This window comes from Microbacterium sp. LBN7 (assembly GCF_045690345.1).
Lineage (GTDB): Bacteria > Actinomycetota > Actinomycetes > Actinomycetales > Microbacteriaceae > Microbacterium.
Map to the genome: position 1 here is coordinate 1545470 of NZ_CP147856.1, position 18346 is coordinate 1563815.

18 protein-coding genes are annotated in these 18346 nt (G+C 69.5%); 9 read left to right on the forward strand and 9 right to left on the reverse strand.

Annotated features, from left to right (window positions below; translation table 11 throughout):
- Positions 1 to 21 precede the first annotated feature (21 nt).
- Both LBN7_RS07305 and LBN7_RS07310 read left to right on the forward strand, forming a co-directional pair.
- Positions 22 to 909 carry a phosphoribosylaminoimidazolesuccinocarboxamide synthase gene (locus LBN7_RS07305; RefSeq protein ID WP_407361390.1) on the forward strand — a complete coding sequence of 296 codons (888 nt, stop codon included), beginning with the start codon at positions 22 to 24 and terminating at the stop codon, positions 907 to 909.
- A 149-nt stretch (positions 910 to 1058) separates the two neighbouring features.
- On the forward strand, positions 1059 to 2387 hold the full coding sequence (locus LBN7_RS07310; RefSeq protein WP_116634049.1) for a uracil-xanthine permease family protein: 1329 nt from the start codon (positions 1059 to 1061) through the stop codon (positions 2385 to 2387).
- 40 nt (positions 2388 to 2427) lie between these two features.
- Here LBN7_RS07310 and LBN7_RS07315 read toward each other — a convergent pair whose 3' ends face one another.
- Positions 2428 to 3099 (reverse strand): TetR/AcrR family transcriptional regulator, encoded by a 672-nt coding sequence (locus LBN7_RS07315; RefSeq protein ID WP_116634048.1) that lies wholly within the window; start codon positions 3097 to 3099, stop codon positions 2428 to 2430.
- Positions 3100 to 3223: 124 nt separating this feature from the next.
- On the opposite strand from LBN7_RS07315, the gene LBN7_RS07320 reads away from it, so the two are divergent.
- Positions 3224 to 4096: a DUF1266 domain-containing protein gene (locus LBN7_RS07320; protein WP_116634047.1), complete on the forward strand. Its 873-nt coding sequence runs from the start codon at positions 3224 to 3226 to the stop codon at positions 4094 to 4096.
- Positions 4069 to 5133, forward strand: a complete 1065-nt coding sequence (locus tag LBN7_RS07325; RefSeq protein ID WP_407361391.1) for a hypothetical protein — start codon at positions 4069 to 4071, stop codon at positions 5131 to 5133. Before LBN7_RS07320 ends, LBN7_RS07325 begins: the two co-directional genes overlap by 28 nt.
- A 90-nt stretch (positions 5134 to 5223) precedes the next feature.
- Here LBN7_RS07325 and LBN7_RS07330 read toward each other — a convergent pair whose 3' ends face one another.
- The 5 genes from LBN7_RS07330 to LBN7_RS07350 all read right to left on the reverse strand — a co-directional run bounded on the left by LBN7_RS07330 (position 5224) and on the right by LBN7_RS07350 (position 11161).
- Positions 5224 to 6219 carry a LacI family DNA-binding transcriptional regulator gene (locus LBN7_RS07330; RefSeq protein ID WP_407361392.1) on the reverse strand — a complete coding sequence of 332 codons (996 nt, stop codon included), beginning with the start codon at positions 6217 to 6219 and terminating at the stop codon, positions 5224 to 5226.
- A 148-nt stretch (positions 6220 to 6367) separates the two neighbouring features.
- Complete coding sequence (locus LBN7_RS07335) at positions 6368 to 7798, reverse strand: GH1 family beta-glucosidase (RefSeq protein WP_407361393.1); 1431 nt, start codon at positions 7796 to 7798, stop codon at positions 6368 to 6370.
- Between the two features lie 5 nt (positions 7799 to 7803).
- A complete protein-coding gene (locus LBN7_RS07340; RefSeq protein ID WP_116634043.1) occupies positions 7804 to 8694 on the reverse strand; it encodes a carbohydrate ABC transporter permease in 891 nt (296 codons plus the stop codon).
- Entirely contained in the window at positions 8691 to 9728 is a 1038-nt protein-coding gene (locus LBN7_RS07345; RefSeq protein WP_407361394.1) for a carbohydrate ABC transporter permease, read from the reverse strand. The genes LBN7_RS07340 and LBN7_RS07345 overlap by 4 nt, the downstream gene beginning before the upstream one ends.
- 122 nt (positions 9729 to 9850) lie before the next feature.
- Positions 9851 to 11161, reverse strand: coding sequence for an ABC transporter substrate-binding protein (locus LBN7_RS07350; RefSeq protein WP_341946561.1), 1311 nt, complete (start codon positions 11159 to 11161; stop codon positions 9851 to 9853).
- A 135-nt stretch (positions 11162 to 11296) separates the two neighbouring features.
- Here LBN7_RS07350 and LBN7_RS07355 point away from each other — a divergent pair, with 135 nt between their 5' ends.
- From LBN7_RS07355 to purQ, 3 genes are all read left to right on the forward strand, one after another.
- Positions 11297 to 11836: an adenine phosphoribosyltransferase gene (locus LBN7_RS07355; protein WP_116635972.1), complete on the forward strand. Its 540-nt coding sequence runs from the start codon at positions 11297 to 11299 to the stop codon at positions 11834 to 11836.
- Positions 11837 to 11962: 126 nt separating this feature from the next.
- Entirely contained in the window at positions 11963 to 12211 is a 249-nt protein-coding gene (purS, locus tag LBN7_RS07360) for a phosphoribosylformylglycinamidine synthase subunit PurS (protein ID WP_116635973.1), read from the forward strand.
- The gene (gene purQ, locus LBN7_RS07365; RefSeq protein WP_116635974.1) at positions 12208 to 12915 is read left to right on the forward strand and encodes a phosphoribosylformylglycinamidine synthase subunit PurQ; all 708 of its coding nucleotides are present in this window, start codon (positions 12208 to 12210) and stop codon (positions 12913 to 12915) included. The genes purS and purQ overlap by 4 nt, the downstream gene beginning before the upstream one ends.
- A gap of 10 nt (positions 12916 to 12925) precedes the next feature.
- Here purQ and LBN7_RS07370 read toward each other — a convergent pair whose 3' ends face one another.
- Positions 12926 to 14185: a hypothetical protein gene (locus LBN7_RS07370; protein WP_407361395.1), complete on the reverse strand. Its 1260-nt coding sequence runs from the start codon at positions 14183 to 14185 to the stop codon at positions 12926 to 12928.
- A gap of 155 nt (positions 14186 to 14340) precedes the next feature.
- Entirely contained in the window at positions 14341 to 14769 is a 429-nt protein-coding gene (locus LBN7_RS07375; RefSeq protein ID WP_116635976.1) for a DUF1761 domain-containing protein, read from the reverse strand.
- 150 nt (positions 14770 to 14919) lie between these two features.
- On the opposite strand from LBN7_RS07375, the gene LBN7_RS07380 reads away from it, so the two are divergent.
- Positions 14920 to 16581, forward strand: coding sequence for a glycoside hydrolase family 13 protein (locus LBN7_RS07380; protein ID WP_341946563.1), 1662 nt, complete (start codon positions 14920 to 14922; stop codon positions 16579 to 16581).
- A gap of 92 nt (positions 16582 to 16673) precedes the next feature.
- Positions 16674 to 17681: a LacI family DNA-binding transcriptional regulator gene (locus LBN7_RS07385; protein ID WP_116635978.1), complete on the forward strand. Its 1008-nt coding sequence runs from the start codon at positions 16674 to 16676 to the stop codon at positions 17679 to 17681.
- Between the two features lie 32 nt (positions 17682 to 17713).
- Here LBN7_RS07385 and LBN7_RS07390 read toward each other — a convergent pair whose 3' ends face one another.
- Complete coding sequence (locus LBN7_RS07390; protein WP_341946564.1) at positions 17714 to 18340, reverse strand: superoxide dismutase; 627 nt, start codon at positions 18338 to 18340, stop codon at positions 17714 to 17716.
- Positions 18341 to 18346 lie beyond the last annotated feature (6 nt).

The window sequence follows — 18346 nt, forward strand, 5'->3', positions numbered from 1 at the left end:
CAGGCGCGACGAACCGGGATAATGGGGCGGGTGAGCACCTCATCAGAAGGCACGGCACGGACCATCCCCGGCTGGCGGCACATCTACTCGGGCAAGGTCCGCGACCTGCATGCATCCGAGGACCCGGAGGACACGCGCATCCTCGTCGTCGCCTCGGACCGCGTGAGCGCCTTCGACTTCGTGCTGTCCCCCGGCATCCCCGAGAAGGGCGCCCTGCTCACCCGGCTCAGCCGCTGGTGGTTCGCGCAGCTCTCCGACGTGCCCAACCATCTCGCCGACGGCGAGATCCCGGCATCCGTCGCCGACCGTGCGATGCTCGCGCAGTCGCTCGAGATGCTGCCGATCGAGTGCGTCGTGCGCGGCTACATCACCGGCTCCGGATGGGCGGAGTACCAGGAGAGCGGCACCGTCTGCGGCATCCCGCTGCCCGCCGGCCTGCAGAACGGCGACCGGCTGCCTGAGCCCCTGTTCACCCCCGCCTACAAGGCGCCGATGGGCGAGCACGACGAGAACATCACCTTCGAGAAGGTCGTCGAGCTCGTCGGCGCCGACCGCGCCGTCGAGCTGCGCGACGCCTCGCTCGCGATCTACGCCCGAGCGGCCGCGATCGCCGAGGAGAAGGGCCTGATCCTCGCCGACACCAAGTTCGAGTTCGGAACAGACCCCGATGGCGTCCTGCGCCTGGCCGACGAGGTGCTCACGAGCGATTCCTCGCGGTACTGGGATGCCGAGGCCTGGAAGAACGGCACCACCCCGAGCGAGCGGATGGCGAGCTTCGACAAGCAGATCGTGCGCGACTGGCTCGCCGCGAACTGGGACAAGCAGGGCGAGCCGCCGCTGCTCCCCGACGACATCGTCGAGCGCACGGCCGACCGCTACCGCGAGCTGATCGAGCGCCTCGGCGCCTGACCCCGCGGGTGACCCACCCGACGCACGTCGGTGTGGAGGAAGCCGTCGCCTTCGGTCGGGGCACCCAGCCAACACTCAGGAATCGGTAGTGTGGCTCCAGCACGGTCGCGATCCCCCGCGCGACCATCCCCCGAACCTGAGGAGACCGCATGGCCCTGTGGAAGCTGCATGGAGACGGCCGCACCCTCGAGCCCGGCGCCGTCGTGCGCCCGGACGAGCGCCTGAACTGGCCCGCCACGATCGCGATCGGCCTCCAGCACGTGATCGCGATGTTCGGCGCCACGTTCCTCGTGCCGATCATCACGGGCTTCCCGGTCGCCACGACCCTGCTCTTCAGCGGTGTCGGAACGATCCTGTTCCTCCTCGTCACGCGCAACAAGCTGCCCAGCTACCTCGGCTCGTCGTTCGCCTTCATCGCGCCGGTGACCGCGGCGACGGCATCCGCGAACATGGGCACCGCGCTCGCCGGCATCGTCGCGGTGGGCGTGCTGCTCGCGATCATCGGCGTCGTCGTGCACACCGTGGGCGTCAAGTGGGTCGATCGCTTCCTGCCGCCGGTGCTCGCCGGCACGATCGTCGCGCTCATCGGGTTCAACCTCGCCGGCGCCGCGCACAACAACTACGCCGCGGCGCCGATCACCGCGACGTTCACGCTCGCCATCACGATCGTGTTCGCCGTGGTCTTCCGCGGATTCCTCGGTCGCATCTCGATCTTCCTCGGCGTGATCGCGGGATACATCTTCGCGGCGTTCCGCGGGGAGTTGAACTTCGAGGCCGTCGAGAAGGCGGACTGGATCGGCCTGCCGACCTTCACCCTGCCGAACTTCACGGAGCCCGGCACGCTGACCGCGCTCGCCATGTTCCTCCCCGTCGTGCTCGTGCTCATCGCCGAGAACGTCGGCCACGTGCGCGGCGTCGCCACCATGACCGGTGACAGCACCATCAACGAGCAGACCGGGAAGGCCCTGATCGCCGATGGCGTCTCGACCACCCTGGCCGGCTTCTTCGGCGGCTCCGGAACGACGACCTACGGCGAGAACATCGGCGTCATGGCGTCGACACGGGTCTACTCCACCGCCGCCTACTGGGTCGCGGGCGCCGCAGCGATCCTGCTGAGCCTGTCACCGAAGTTCGGCGAGGTCATCAACTCGGTCCCGGCCGGCGTTCTCGGCGGCGTCACCACCGCTCTCTACGGCCTGATCGGCGTCATCGGCATCAAGATCTGGGTCGACAACCGCGTAGACTTCTCCCGGCCGGTGAACCAGTACACGGCTGCCGTCGCGCTCATCATGGCCGTCGGCGGGTTCATGATCAAGGACGAGGCATCGGGCTTCGAGCTCGGCGGCATCGTCATCGCGACGGTGGCGGCGATCCTCATCTACCACCTCGGCAACCTCATCGCCCGTCTCCGCAAGACCGGCGCCGACGACCCCAAGCCGCTCGAGGCGGTCGGCCCCCTCGGCGGCGACCCGGCCTGACGGCCGGGCGGTCCGGGCGGCGCGTCTCGGCGCGTCTCGCTCAGGAATCGCCTGGGCAGACAGCTCCGCTCGCTCGCGGGCGGGGCTGTCCGTCGCGCACGAGGACGGGTGCCATGGGCATCGGCGCGGCGGGCTCGGGCAGGCCGTAGCGCCGGTGCATCCATCGCCGCGCGTCCTCCAGCGGATAGGTCTCGCCGAACACCGCGTACTTCACGAAGATCCCCTCGAGCGTGCTCCGCAGCATGACCTCCTCGAGCGCCGGGTCGTCGGCGCCGCGGGCGCGGAACAGATCGCGCACGGCATCCTCCGCCGCCGTCGCGGCCGCCTCGTGCCGCGCCTCGGACTCGGCGAAGAGACGGTGCGTCGCAGGCTGCTGCTGCATGGCGAGCACGGCCCTCTGCAGCGGAAGCGCGTAGGCCGTCGCCATGAGGGCCCCGTCGATGACCGCGGCGAGCGCCTCGTCCGGCGTCCCTTCGACGCGGGCGAAACCGAGGACGGTCTCGAACCAGCGGTCGATCACCGCGGCGACCAGATGATCCTTGCCCCCGAAGTGATAGTTCACGAGCCCCTGGGCGACGCCGGCGCGGGAGGTGATCTCGGCGATGCTGGCCCCCGAGACGCCCCGCTCGCTGAAGACCTCGATCGCCGCCTGGAGCAGCGCCTCGCGCGAGCGTTCCCGCGCGACTCTGTTCCGTTCGTCGGAGCGCGCCATGCGGCATCCACCTCCTGAGTTCGCGACCGCAGCTTTCGAAATCCTCCCCGTGCCGTATAGATTACTCACTGAATGTTCGTTCAATCTGTGAACGACGACGGATTCATCCCTGCCAGGAGTAGCAATGCACCCTTTCGCGCGCGTCGACTTCAATGACCTCGGCTCGATCATCGGCTGGCTCATCGAGCAGTGGTGGGTGTGGGCGATCGTCGGCGTCATCGTGCTGTTCTTCATCGTCGTCTGGCTGCTGCCCGACGCGAAGGTGAAGCCCTCGGAGCAGTTCTCCACGGCCGACGCCGAGGCCAACGAGATCGCACTCGGGTTCCTGCAGATCACGAACCTCCCCTCCGGTCCGTGGAACGACCCGACCGCCTCGGGACTCGGCGCGCGGGAGAAGTCCGTGCTCGTCGACCAGTGGGGCGTGCACTCGCGTCAGGACTGGCTCGACAACATCGAGCGCCTCACCAGCGACCGTCGCCGCCGCGAGATGTGGACGCTCTACCTCGCCGTCCGCACCGCGGTCGCCGAACGTCTCGGCCGCACGCCGAAGGCCAAGGAATGGCTCGCGGCGATCGTGGAGGAAGGCGGCGACAAGCGCGATGCGCGCAGCTTCGTCACCGCGATCGAGTACATCGAGTCGGAGGTGCGCAAGCGCGTCGGCAAGGACATCGTGTCGCCCGGGGTCTTCGTGAAGACGCTCGACGGGTACGCCCTGGGCCAGGCCGTCGCGATGACGACCTGGGGTGTCGCGCTGGGTCACGGCGACGTCGCGGAGGCGCGGGAGATCATCCGTCGGATCAACGCCGACGCACGCCCCGGCTTCACCTCGTGGGCCGACTTCGGCCTGAGCTACATCGCGGGGCGCGTCATGCACTGGAGCGACGGCAACGTCGACGAGAAGTCGTTCGAGAAGTTCGGCGACGGCTGGTCGGACTTCAAGGCCGCCGCGACCGAGAAGCGCAACGGCCCGTGGGCGACGCTGTCGTGGAGCCGCTGACCGTCGACCTGGAACCGCTGCGACGCAGCGCCGGATTCCGCGACATCCTCGCCTACGAGCGCATCTGCCGGATGCCGCCGCACCGCCGCTTCGTGGTGATCCTCATCGCCGTGCTGCTGTTCGCCGCGGCGATGCTCGTGGGACTGTGGTTCCTCGGGCGCACCGACATCCTCGCGGTCGCGCCGATCCTCGGGGTGTTCGTCATCGGGTACACCGTGCTCGCCGCGGTCGGATTCGTCTGGTACTCCGTCGGGCTGAGCCGCAGGGTCAAGATCGCCGCGTTCGCCTGGCAGAACGGATGGGCCTACGCCGACACGCTCGAGCACACCCGCCGACCGGGAGCGGCTTTCACCCGCGTCCTGCGCGGCCAGGAGCGCGCGATCGTCGCGTGCGACGACGAGCGGATGCCGTTCGAGCTCGGCGTGCACCACTCGGTATCCCGCGGGCAGGAGCGGGCGACCGTGCAGCGCCCCTTCGCATTCATCGAGCTGCCGCTGCCGGCATCCGTGCCGCACATCGTGCTCGCCAACAAGCGGCGCAGCATCATCCCCACGCTGGGGCTCGGCCGGGGAGCGGCCCGGATGGATCTCGAGGGCGACTTCGCCTCGACCTTCCGCCTGATCGTGCCCGAGGGCTACCAGCAGGACGCGCTGTACATCTTCACGCCCGATCTCATGGCCCGGGTGCTGGACCTCGGCGCAGGTGCCGAGATCGAGCTCGTCTCCGACCGGCTCTACGTCTATCTGCCCGCGAGCACCCGATTCGATCGCGCCGAGACCATGGCCGCCGCGATCACGCTCGCCGAGGAGTTCCACCGCCGCTTCGCCGCGCGCACCGCGCTGTACCGCGACGACGACGCCGGCGAGATCGCCGCGAGGGCCGGCGTCTCCGTCGGGCTCCGCGGGCAGCGGCTCGGCGGCCGCGGGATCTCCGTCCTCGCCGTCGCGGGGACCGCCGGCGTGCTGCTGCTGTCAGCCGGAGTGACGGCGTTCTCGCTGTTCGGCGGCGGCCTGCTGCGAACGCTCGGCCTCGGCTGAGCTCCTAGACCCACGGCTGTGGGCCTGGCCCGGAGGGGGCGCCAGGGCCACAGCCGTGTTCACCTCTCCCGTGCCGCGAACTCGGGCCCGCTAGGCCGACTCCCGCACCACGAGCTCGGTCGGCAGGATCGTCGTGTGCGCCGGATCCTCGCCCGCGAGCCGCGCCAGCAGCACGCCCGCCATGGCCTCGCCCTGGGCGTACATCGGCTGGCGCATCGTGGTCAGCGCGGGCTCGGTCGACGTCGCGACCGAGGAGTCGTCGAAGCCGACGAGCGCCACATCCTCCGGAACGCGCAGTCCTGCCGAGCGCAGGGCCGTGAGCGCGCCCCGCGCCATCAGGTCGCTCGCGACGAACACCGCGTCAGGCGCACCCGCCGCGAGGATGCGGCGCATGGCATCGGCTCCGCTGGCCTCGCTGTAGTCGCCGGCCTCCTCCGCGAACGGCTGCAGCCCGGCATCCGCGAGGGCCCGCCGGAATCCCTGCATGCGGTCGATCGACGACACCATGGTCGGCGTGCCGGAGACCGTCGCGATGCGGGTCCGACCGATGTCGACCAGTCGGCGGGTGGCGTTCTCCGCCCCGGCGACGTTGTCCACGTCGACGACGTAGTCGGTCTCGCGTCGGCGCACGGGGCGTCCGCCGTAGACGACGGGCACGGCATCCGCGATCCGATCGATGAACGCGTCACTGGTGTGGTGCGACACGATCAGCGCGCCGTCGACACCGCCGTTGCGCACGAAGCTCGTCATCTTGTCGCCGGGGTCGTCGCTGGCGATCAGCAGGTTGAGCAGGTAGTCCGAGCCGCCGAGTCTGCCGGTGATGCCGGCGACGATCGCGGCGAAGAACGGGTCGCCGAAGAAGCGGTTCGTGTCCTCCGGGACGATCAGGGCGATCGCGTGGGTCTGCCGTGATGCCAGCGACCGGGCGGCACGGTTGGGCACGTAGCTCAGCTCGTCGATGGCGGCACGCACCGCGGCGAGCGCCTCGGGACTCACCGCCGTCGAGCCGTTCACCACCCGCGACACCGTCGACCGGGACACCCCGGCAGCGGATGCCACCTCCTCGATGGTCGCCCGTGACGACATCACCGCACGCTCTCTTCCATCGCCCTATTCTGTCTGTTCCGCGTGCATCTCCGGCGTCGACCGGCCCCGGAGCCCTGTTCGAATCGCCTGACTGGTCCCTTTTCCGGCCCGCAGGCGACCATTCGCGCGATTCGAACGGCGGATCGGCTCAGAGGCTGCGGGCGGCGATGATGCGCGCGTACTCCCTGCCGGAGTCCTTCAGGCTCCGCTCCAGCGTGTCGTAGTCGACGCGCACGATGCCGAACCGCTTGTCGTAGCCCCAGGCCCACTCGTAGTTGTCGAACATCGACCAGTAGAAGTAGCCGCGCACGTCGACGCCCGCATCCGCGGCATCCAGGACGGCGCCGAGGTGCAGGCGCAGGAACTCGGTGCGCTCGGCGTCGTGCACCCGGGTCTCGCCGTCTTCGACCACGGCGACGTCGTCATAGGCGGCGCCGTTCTCGGTCATGTAGAGCACGGTTCCCGCAGGCTCCGCGTACTCGGTCCACACGCGCTGCAGGAGGCGGGTGAGCCCCTCCGGCTGCACCTCCCAGTTCTGCGCGGTGCGCGGGAGACCCCGCTCGACCGAATGGATGCCGTCGCTCGAGGGGTACGGGCTGCGCCCCTTCCGCTCGGTCGCGGGACCGCCCGAGACCGGCGGCTCGGCGGGAGCCGCGCCCGCCACGAAGTCGCCGTGGTAGTAGTTCACGCCCTGGGTGTCGATGTGCTGCGAGATGGTCTCGAGGTCGCCGTCGTGGACCGCAGCGTCGAACAGGGCGACGGCATCCGCATCGACCGCCCGGATGTCCTCGACGATGTCGGCCGGGTAGGCCCCGCGGTAGATCGGGTCGAGGAACCAGCGGTTGAACTGCCCGTCGACACGGCGCGCGGCGTCGACGTCGGCGGGGTTCTGCGGGTCGGCGGGATCGGCGACCGTGTGGTTCAGCGTGATGCCGAGGTTGAGCGACGCGTCGCGGCCGCGCAGCTCGCGGACCGTGGCGCCGTGCGCGAGCAGCAGGTGGTGCGACGCCAGCAGCCCCTCGGCGATGCTCGTGTGCCCCGGCGCGTGCTCACCGCCGGTGTACGAGAGGAACGACGAGCACCACGGCTCGTTCAGCGTGGTCCAGACGTTGACCCGGTCGCCCAGCGCGTCGTGCATGGTGCCGGCGTACTCCAGGAAGCGGTCGACGGTGTCCCGGTTGGTCCAGCCCCCGGCATCCTGCAGCGCCTGCGGCATGTCCCAGTGATACAGCGTGAGCCAGGGCAGGATGTCGGCAGCGAGCAGCTCGTCGACCAGGCGCTCGTAGAAGTCGACGCCCTTCGGGTTCACGGCGCCGCCGTCGGGGCGCACCCGCGACCATGACGTGGAGAACCGGTACGTCTGCAGCCCGATCTCGCGCATGAGTGCGACATCGTCGGCGTAGCGGTGATAGTGGTCGCACGCGACCTCGCCGTCGTCGCCGCCGATCACCGCACCCGGCACCTTCGAGAACGCGTCCCAGATCGAGGCGGTGCGTCCGTCCTCGAAGGCCGCTCCTTCGATCTGATACGCCGCCGTCGCGGCGCCGAAGAGGAAGTCCGAAGGGAAGGGGCGCGTCATAGAGGTCATCCTTTCACCGCGCCCGCCATGATGCCACTGACCAGCTGCCGCCCCGCGACCACGAAGAGCACGAGCAGCGGAAGGGTCGCGAGCACCGCGCCGGCGAGCACGATCGAGTAGTCGATGTAGTACCCGGACTGCAGCTGGCTGAGCGCCGTCTGCAGGGTCGGGTTCTGGGGGGAGAGCACGATCAGCGGCCACAGGTAGTCGGTCCACGCGGTCATGAACGTGAAGAGGCCGAGGATCGCCATGGCGGGGCGGGCAGCCGGGAGACCGACGGTGAGGAAGGTGCGGAACTGGTTCGCGCCGTCCATCCGCGCTGCCTCGATCAGCTCGTCCGGGATCACGTCGACGAGGTACTGCCGCATGAAGAACACCCCGAACGCCGTGACGAGCGTCGGCACGATGACCGCGCCGATCGACCCGGTCCAGCCGAGCTCGCGCATCAGCATGAACAGCGGGATGATGCCGAGCTGGGTGGGGATCGCCATGGTCGCGATCACGAAGATCATCAGTCCGTCGCGCCCCTTGAAGCGCAGCTTCGCGAAGGCGTAGCCGGCGAGCGTCGAGAAGGTCACGACCGAGATCGTGATGATGCCCGAGATGAGGAAGGAATTGCCGAGCGCCAGCCAGAACGGGATCGCGTCGAAGACCTTGGCGGCGTTGACGAGGAAGTTGCCGCCGGGGATGAGGGGCAGCGTCTCGCCGCGGGTGGCGTTGGTGCCGCTCGCCACGACCACGGACCACCACAGCGGGTACACGCTGCCGATGATGAAGGCCGCGAGCAGGCCGTAGGTGAGGAAGCCGGGACGGCTGCCGATGCCGGCGTTCCCTCCGGTCGCGCTGCGGCGGCGGCGGATCTTCTCCGGAACGCTGAGGGCCTGGGTGGCGGTCATCGCGCCTCCTCCTTGGTCGAGCGGACGCGGCGGCGCGCAGCCCGGTTCTTCGGATCGCTGCCCGTGGAGATGCGACGGGAGATCAGGAAGTTGATCACGCCGATGCCCACGATGAGCAGGAACAGCAGGATGGCGACGGCGGATGCCTCACCGAGGTCGCGGCGGAAGAAGGCGAGCTCCCAGAGGAAGAGCACGGTCGTCTGGAACTGACGATCGCTGCCGCCGATGCCGCCCGCCGTCGACACGTCGAAGAGACGCGGCTCGGCGAAGATCTGCAGCCCGCCGATCGTGGCGGTGATGATCACGAAGATCAGCGTCGGCCGGATCGTGGGGATGGTGATGGAGAAGAAGCGGCGTGCGGCCCCGGCGCCGTCGAGCGCGGCGGACTCGTAGAGGTCGCGCGGGACGGCCTGCATCGCGGCGAGGAGGATGAGGGCGTTGTAGCCGGTCCAGCGGAAGTTGACCATCACCGCGATGGCGATGTGCGACAGGGCCGTGTTGTGCTTCCACTCCTGGTCGGCGATGCCGATGAGGTTCAGGAGGTTATTGGCGAGACCGTCAGCCTCGTTGAAGATGCTCGAGAAGATGATCGCGACCGCGACCGGCGTGACGACGAAGGGGATGAGCACGCTCATGCGCCAGAACGTCGGAGCGCGCAGCCCCCGGTCGAGGAGGTAGGCGATCACCAGGGCGACCGCGAGCTGCGGGATCGCGGAGAGCAGGAAGATGCTCAGGGTGTTGCCGATCGAGTTCCAGAACATCGAGTCGCCGAGGATCTCGACGAAGTTACCGACGCCGACGAAGTCGCCCTCGCCCTTGAGCAGGTCCCACTCGTGCACGGCCACCCACACGGTGTAGAGCAGCGGGAACAGTCCGACGAGCCCGAAGAGCAGGAAGAACGGGGAGATGTAGAAGTACGGAGACGCGTTCTGGTCGAAGCGCGAGACGCGATGGCGCCACGGCCGCTTCGGCGCGGCATCCGTCTTCTGCGGCGGCACGGATGCCGTCGCCCGGCGCTCATCGGTGAGAGTCATGGGTCTTCCTTGTCGGATGCGAGCAGTGGGCGTTTCGTCTCGCTGCGCTCGCTCAACGACCGGATGGTGTCGGTCGTTGAGCGAGCACGGCGGAGCCGAGCGAGACGAAACGCCCGAGGGTGTCAGTCGACGAGCTCGTTCAGGAGCTTGATCGCGGCATCCCAGGCACCCTGGGTGTCGGTGTCACCGCGGTCGAGTCCGCTGAGAGCCGGGCCGAAGACGTTCTCCTGGATGACGGAGTCGTCGGCGCCCTTGAACTGCGCCACGACGCCCTTCGCGCGCTCGGCCAGGATCGCGCCGGTGGGTGCGTCGTTGAAGAACGCGTTCGGCGTCGCCTCGGAGGCGAGAGTCTCCTGCGCCTTGACGGTCGAGGGGAAGTTGCCCGCGGCGGCGGACTGCTTCACCTGCTGCTCGGGCTGCGTCAGCCAGTCGGCGAGCTCAGCGGCCGCCTCCTGGTGCTGCGAGCTCTCCGGGATCGACAGGAAGGCGCCGCCCCAGTTGGCCGCCCCTCCGGGGAAGACGTCGGCGAAGTCCCAGCCGGTCGCCGCGTCTCCGCCGCCGGCCTCGACCTGGCCCTGGACGACGCCCAGCATCCAGCCCGGGCACACGAAGGTCGCGAAGGTGCCGTCGACGAACGACTTTCCGCCGTTCCAGTCCCAGGCGGTCTGCGCGGCGGACTGGCCGCCCTCGGTCGCGGCTCCCAGCAGCTCGAAGCGCTCCTTCAGCTCGGCGTTGTCCTCGACGTTCACCTTGCCGTCGGCGGTGTAGTAGCCCTCGTCGAGCTGGTTGACCATGGCGTTCCAGACGAAGCCGGAGTGGTCGTACCAGGCCTTGCCGGTCTTGGCCGTGTAGTCGGCGCCGACGGCGAAGTAGTTCTCCCAATCGCCGTCGAGCAGCTGGGCCACGGACTCGCGGTCGCTGGGCAGGCCAGCGGCCTCGAACGCGGCGCCGTTGTAGCAGATGCCGCTCGGGCCGATGTCGGTGCCGTAGCCGATGACCCGGCCCTCGGCATCCGTCGCCTGGCCGTACTTCCAGTCGACCCAGTCGGCCTTGCGGTCCTCGATGCCGAAGTCGCGCAGGTCGACGAAGGTGTCGGAGACGTCCATGATGGCGCCGAGCCACCCCTCCTCGATCGCGACGATGTCGCTGAGGCCGGAGCCGGCGGCGATCTTGGTGAAGGCATCGGTACGGGCGTTGCCGCCGGTGTCGATGTTGGTCGCCTCGATCGTGACGTTCGGGTGCTCCTTCTCGTACTCGTCGTAGAGGTCTTCGTAGCCGAAGGTGCCGAACGTGGTGACGGTCAGCGTGACGTCCTCGTCGCCACTGCCGCCGGCGTCGCCGCCGGTGGCGCCGGAGCAGCCGGCCAGGGCGAGGGCGGAGACGGATGCCACGGCGGCTGCCGTCAGGATCCGGGTGCGGGCACGTGTGTTCACAGGTCACTCCTTTGTGGTGGGGGTCGCGCAGTGTGGTGCTCAGGGTGTCGTGGGAGCGCTCCCACGAACTGAGACGTCACTCTATGGGAGCGCTCCCACGAAAGTCAAGCGCGACGGAGGAGGTAGCCTTGCCCGGTGCCCGAAGCCGCTCTCTCCCCCGCCCTCACCCGCGCCGCATCGCTGATCCGCAGCATCCCGGACTACCCGGAACCCGGCATCGTCTTCCGCGACATCACCCCGCTGCTCGCCGACGCCGAAGCTCTCCGCGTCACCACCGAGGCGATCATCGAGCCCTTCGCCGGACAGTTCGACGTGGTCGCCGGCATCGAGGCGCGCGGCTTCATCCTCGCCGGAGCGGCCGCGATCGCCGCAGGAGTCGGCCTGATCCCGATCCGCAAGGCGGGCAAGCTGCCGCGGCCCGCGGCATCCGTCGACTACGCCCTCGAGTACGGCACCGCGACGATCGAGATGCACGACGACCTGCCCGCCGGATCCCGCGTGCTGCTCATCGACGACGTGCTCGCCACCGGCGGCACGCTCGCGGCCGGACGGGAGCTCGTCGAGCGCCTCGGCAGCCACGTCGCGGGCATCTCGGTGCTGTTCGAGATCGACGGGCTCGGCGGCCGTGCAGCCATCGGCGATCTGCACACCGTCTTCCACTCCGACCCCGCGTAGGACGAGGTGCCGGGGCCGGTAGACTGAGGGTGCCAGCCTTCCCGCGACTTCCGGCGTTTCGACTCCTCGCTAGCGCTCGTCGCTCAATGACCATAGCTACGGCCTGCGGCCGCCTGGAGGATCACGATGCCCACCATCGTCGTCGACGTCATGCCCAAGTCCGAACTCCTCGACCCGCAGGGGAAGGCCGTCTCGGGCGCGTTCGCCCGCCTGGGCGTCGAGGGCTTCGCCGACGTCCGCATCGGCAAGCGCTTCGAGCTCACGGTCGAGGGCGAGGTCACCGACGAGCTGCTCGCCGAGGCGAAGCGCGTCGCCGACGAGGTGCTCTCGAACTCCGTGATCGAGGACGTGGTGGGCGTCGAGGTCGTCGAATGACCGTGCGCATCGGCGTCGTCACCTTCCCCGGCTCGCTCGACGACCGCGACGCGCAGCGCGCCGTCCGCATCGCCGGCGCCGAGCCCGTCGCCCTCTGGCACGGCTCGCACGACCTCGAGGGCGTCGACGCCCTCGTGCTGCCCGGCGGCTTCAGCTACGGCGACTACCTGCGCGCTGGAGCCATCGCCGCGCTCTCGCCGATCATGGCCGAGGTGAAGGATGCCGCGGCCAAGGGCATGCCCATCCTCGGAATCTGCAACGGCTTCCAGATGCTCGTCGAGGCGCACCTGCTGCCCGGCGGCCTGATCCGCAACGACCACCAGCACTTCGTGCGCCGCGACCAGAAGCTGGTCGTCGAGAACTCCGACACGGCCTGGACGAACGCCTTCCGCACGGGCCAGGAGATCGTCATCCCGCTGAAGAACGGCGACGGCGGCTACATCGCCGACGACGCGACGCTCGACCGCCTCGAGGGCGAGGGCCTGGTCGCCTTCCGCTACGCCGGCGTCAACCCGAACGGCTCCCTGCGCGACATCGCCGGGCTCACCAACGAGGCGGGCAACGTCGTGGGCCTCATGCCGCACCCCGAGCACGCGGTCGAGCCGGGCTTCGGCCCGGACACGGCGGTCGCGATGCGCAGCGGCATCGACGGCATCGGCTTCTTCGCGAGCGCGGTCGCCGCGGTCGCACGCGTCGCGGCGTAGAACCGCCAGGTCAGCCGGGCGGACGGCGGAAGGGGTTGTCCCCGGCCTCCGCGAGCAGGTACCAGGCGGTCGCACCCGTGTGCAGGCTCGCGTAGTACAGGTCGCCGAAGCCGGAGTCGAGGCCGTCGCTCGACGTCGCCACGATCCCCTTGCCGTCTCCGTTGAGGGCGTCGCGCTGCACCAGACGGATGCTGCTCAACAACGCCTCTGCGCGATCCGCATCACCCTGCCCACCGCGCAGCCGGAGCCCGAGCGCGAGGTTCCCCGCGCCCTCGAACCACACCTTCGAGACGTCGGTGTCGCTGATCGACGGTCCCGCGTAGGGGCCGTCGTTCGCGATCAGGTGGGCGAGCGTCCAGTCCAGCGCCGCGCCGTAGCGCGGGTCGCCGGTGCCGAGGTAGCTCCACGTCTGGGCATCCAGGGGCACGGGTCGGGTGTTGATCGTCGATCCGTCGAGGCCCGTGCCGGTGTCGACATGGCCGTCCGCGCTCTGCATCGCGGCGACGAAACCGGCGGCGACCGCTGCCCGATCCGCCCACACGGCCTCGCCGGTGAGCTGGGCCAGCTGCGTGAAGAACCCGGAGATGTCGCTGTTGTGCTCGGTCGACTTCCACGTCAGCGAGGTGCCGTCGTCCAGCTGGCCGCCCGTGTATCCGAAGGGAGCGCGGACCATGTCGGCGGTGTTCGCCTGGATCCACTCGGCGATCCGCAGCGCCCCGTCGAGGTACTTCGTCTCGCCCGTCGCGTGGAACAGCCTCGCGAGGCTCATCCCGACCCAGGCCTGGTTCCCGGTGAAGGTACCGGGGCCGGTGATCTCCACCCGCCCCTGACGGATGCCGTGGGGCTCGTACGACGTGCGCACGCGCCCGTCGCCGATCGGATCCTCCTCCTGCACGAACAGCAGCGTGTCGCCGATCGCCTGCGCACGGCGGAGGTCGGCGGGCAGGCCTCGGGCCGTGTAGGCGATCACGACGAGCGCGTCGTCGTAGACGAACGACGGCGTGAAGTCCCAGCTCGGGGTGGTGAAGAATCCACCCTGATAGCTGCGGGGCAGACAGCGCCCGGCCCCGTCGCAGAACTCGTCGACACGGGCGTCGAGGAACTCGTAGGCCCGCTCCATCGACGCCGCGGCATCCGGAGCGCTCACGCCGGGCACGGGATCATCCGCCGGTTCGATGACCCCCGAGGCGGCAGGAGCCGCTCCCGCGAGCACGGCCGCGACGACGAGCGCAGCGATGACCGCCCACGGCGAGCGCGGTGAACCGGACATGCGGGCCCCTCCGTCGACATCCCGGGCCGAGTGCGCGACCCGCGGGCGACCGAGAGGTCACCAGGAAGAGCCTGACCGGTTCGTCGCGCTCCGGGAAGCGGCGAAAGTCCACTGTTCCCGTGCCATTCGGCGAACATCGCGATCAGGGATCGCTCCTATCCCAGCGCGGGCGGCCAGACGCCGATGATGATCGCCATGACCACGACCGTGACCAGCTCGTGCGCGATGTTCAGGGTCGTGAGCCTGGTCGAGCGCCCTTCGAAGGCGTCGTGCGTGATGAAGCGGGCGGCCGTGAATCCGGCCCAGAGCGTCACGCCCGTCACGATCGTGCCCCAGAAGAACGGGCCGCCGTAGAAGTGCCAGGCGATGGCGGATGCTCCGGCGAGCACCCATGCCGTGAGGAAGCTCACGATGACCGTGGTGATGATGGGCCACATCGCCGTCGCGGCCGGCCGATCCATGTCGACGTTCGCGAGCTTCGACCAGCGCGTGCCGAACACTTTCGGCGCGTACCAGACCGAGCCGACGAGCATGCTCGACGCGGTTGCCAGCAGCACCGCCCAGTAGTTGATCTCGGGAACCATCATTGCCTCCTCGAATCGGATGCCGTCAGGCTACTCCCCTGTGGTCTCGCGGCCTGCAAGCGGCGCCGGGAGCGCGCATCCGCCCCGCCCTCCGAACCGATTCGATCGCCGGTCTGGCGGGAATGTAAGCGTTTGCACTAGTCTCGTCCCATGGCACAGCTTGAACAGATCGCAGCCCCCGGTTCCGAGTGGTGGCGCAGCGCCGTCATCTACCAGATCTACCCGCGCTCCTTCGCCGACGCGTCGGGCGACGGCATCGGCGACCTGCCGGGCATCACAGCACGGCTCGACTCGCTGAAGGATCTCGGCGTCGACGCGATCTGGCTGAGTCCGTTCATGACCAGCCCCCAGCGCGATGCCGGCTACGACGTCGCCGACTACCGCGACGTCGACCCGCTCTTCGGCACCCTCGCCGACTTCGACGAGATGCTGGCCGAGGCCCATGCCCGCGGCATCCGCGTGGTCGTCGATCTCGTCCCGAACCACTCCTCGGCGCAGCACGCCTGGTTCCAGGAGGCGCTCAAGGCCGCCCCCGGAAGCCCCGAGCGTGCGCGCTACATCTTCCGCGACGGCAAGGGCGAGAACGGCGAGCTCCCGCCGAACAACTGGGAGTCCGTGTTCGGCGGCGGCATGTGGGAGCGCATCGTCGAAGCCGACGGCACTCCCGGCCAGTGGTACCTGCACATCTTCGACCCCACGCAGCCCGACTTCGACTGGAACAACGAAGAGGTGCGCGAGGAGTTCCGCTCGATCCTGCGCTTCTGGCTCGACCGCGGTGTCGACGGGTTCCGCGTCGACGTCGCGCACGGCATGATCAAGGCCGACGGCCTGCCCGACTACACGCCCCCGGCCGACGCCGACTCCATGGGCGGCGGCGAGGCGAACGTGCCGTACTGGGGCCAGGACGGCGTGCACGACATCTACCGCGACTGGCACGAGGTGCTCGCCGAGTACGACGGCGACCGCGCACTCTGCGGCGAGGCCTGGATGCCGACGCTGAAGCAGACCGCTCTCTGGGTGCGCCCCGACGAGATGCACCAGACGTTCAACTTCCCGTATCTCATGACCCCGTGGGACGCGAAGGAGCTCGCGGACGTCATCCGCGAGTCGCTCGACGCGTTCGGCGCGGTCGGCGCCCCCAGCACCTGGGTGCTCTCTAACCACGACGTCGTGCGTCACGCGAGCCGGCTCGCGCTGACGGCCGACAACCCGCAGGGCGAGGGCATCGGACCGAACACGCCCGACAAGCCCGACACGGCGATCGGACTGGCACGCGCCCGCGCGGCGACCACCCTGATGCTGGCCCTCCCCGGCTCCGCGTATCTCTACCAGGGCGAGGAGCTCGGTCTCCCCGAGGCGATGGAGATCCCCGACGCGTTCCGGCAGGACCCGACCTGGTTCCGCACGAACGGCGAGCGCTACGGACGCGACGGATGCCGCGTGCCGCTGCCCTGGACCGCAGAGGGCACCGCCTTCGGGTTCAACGACACCGGGGCATCCTGGCTGCCGCAGCCGGCCGACTGGGCGACCTACGCGCGGGATGTCGAAGAGGCCGATCCGACGTCGACGCTGTCGCTGTACAAGCAGCTGCTGACGGCACGACGCGAGCACGGCTTCGGCAGCGGCTCGCTCGTGTGGGAGGACGCGGGAACGGATGCCGTGGCCTTCCGCCGCGGCGACGTGCACGTGGTCGCGAACCTCGGCACCGCCCCGCTCGAACTGCCCGCCGGCGCGAAGGTCGTGCTGTCGAGCCGGCCGTTCGACGGCACCTCGCTGCCCGTCGACACGGCCGCCTGGTACACGACGGCCTGACCACCCTTCCGTTCCGGTCGCGATCGCTGCCGCTCCACCGCCCGTGAGCCGACAGTTATCGCGACCGGAACAGGATCCGACGGAGGAACCGCATGGCGAGCATCGATGAGGTGGCCCGGCTCGCCGGGGTCTCCACGGCGACCGTCTCGCGCGCTCTGAGCGGCCGCGGGCAGGTCTCCGCGTCCGCCAGGGAGCGTGTGCAGGCGGCAGCGCAGACGCTCGGCTACGTCGTCTCCTCGCGGGCCTCGAGCCTCGCCTCGGGGCGCACGCGGAACATCGGCGTCGTGGTGCCGTTCCTCGACCGCTGGTTCTTCAGCACCGTGCTGTCCGGGGTCTCGGCTGCCCTGATGCGCGAGGGCTACGACATCACGCTCTACAACATCACCGCCGACAAGGACGTGCGTCGGCACGTGTTCGACACGTTCCTGCGCCGTCAGCGGGTGGATGCCGTGATCGCGGTGTCGATCGAGCTCGACGAGGACGAGACGCAGTACCTGCTCGAGCTCGGACTCCCGGTCATCGCGATCGGCGGACCGAACCCGAAGCTCGACACCCTGACGGTCGACGACGTCGCCGTGGCGCAGCTGGCCACCGAGCACCTCATCGGACTCGGCCACACCGACATCGCGCACATCGGGGCGAACCCCGAGTTCGACCTCGACTTCCATATCCCGACCAACCGACGACTGGGTTTCGAGCGGGCGCTGGCGAAGGCCGGCATCCCCCTCAACCCCGCCTTCCTGGAGCCCGCGGACTTCACGGTCGAGGGTGGCTATCGGGCGGCCAAGCAGCTGCTCGGCCGCCCGGGGCCCCGCCCGACCGCCGTGTTCGCCGCATCCGACGAGATGGCGATCGGTGCGCTTCTCGCTGCCCGCGACCTGGGCTTCGGCGTGCCGGACGACCTGTCGATCGTGGGCATCGACGGGCATGAGCTCGGGGAGTTCTTCCGACTCACGACCGTCGACCAGTTCCCGCTCGGCCAGGGGGAGCGAGCGGCGGATGCCGTGCTCGCGAAGCTCTCCGAGCCGGATGCCGTGCGCATCCCGGCCGCCCTGCCGTACGAGCTGAACGTGCGCGGGACGACCGCCCGACTCGTCTGAGCTGTTCCGCCGACCCGGCAGAAGCGGTCAGGTCATGATGCGACGATGAGGCCCTTCGCAGCGCGGGCGGTCTCGAAGCGGCGCTGCACGTCGGGCCAGTTCACGAGCTCCCAGAACGCCTTCACGTAGTCGGCGCGCACGTTGAGGTAGTCGAGGTAGTAGGCGTGCTCCCACACGTCGAGCTGCAGAAGCGGCGTCACGCCGAGCGGGGCATTGCCCTGCTGGTCGAACAGCTGGAAGATCACCGGTCGTGCTCCCACGGAATCCCAGGCGAGAACGGCCCAGCCCGAGCCCTGCACGCCGAGCGCGGTGGCGGTGAAGTGCGCGCGGAAGGCATCGATCGACCCGAACGCGTCGACGAGCGCGGCTTCGAGCTCGCCCTCGGGAGCCCCGCCGCCCTCGGGCGAGAGGTTCTGCCAGAACACCGAGTGGTTGATGTGGCCGCCGAGGTTGAACGCGAGGTCCTTCTCAAGCTTGTTCACGTTCGCGAGGTCGCCGGCGCTGCGTGCGGCCGCGAGCTGCTCGAGTGCGGTGTTCGCGCCGGTGACGTAGGCCTGGTGGTGCTTCGAGTGGTGCAGCTCCATGATCTTGCCGGAGATGTGCGGCTCGAGAGCGGAGTAGTCGTACGGGAGCTCGGGGAGCGTGTAGAGAGCGGACATGATGTC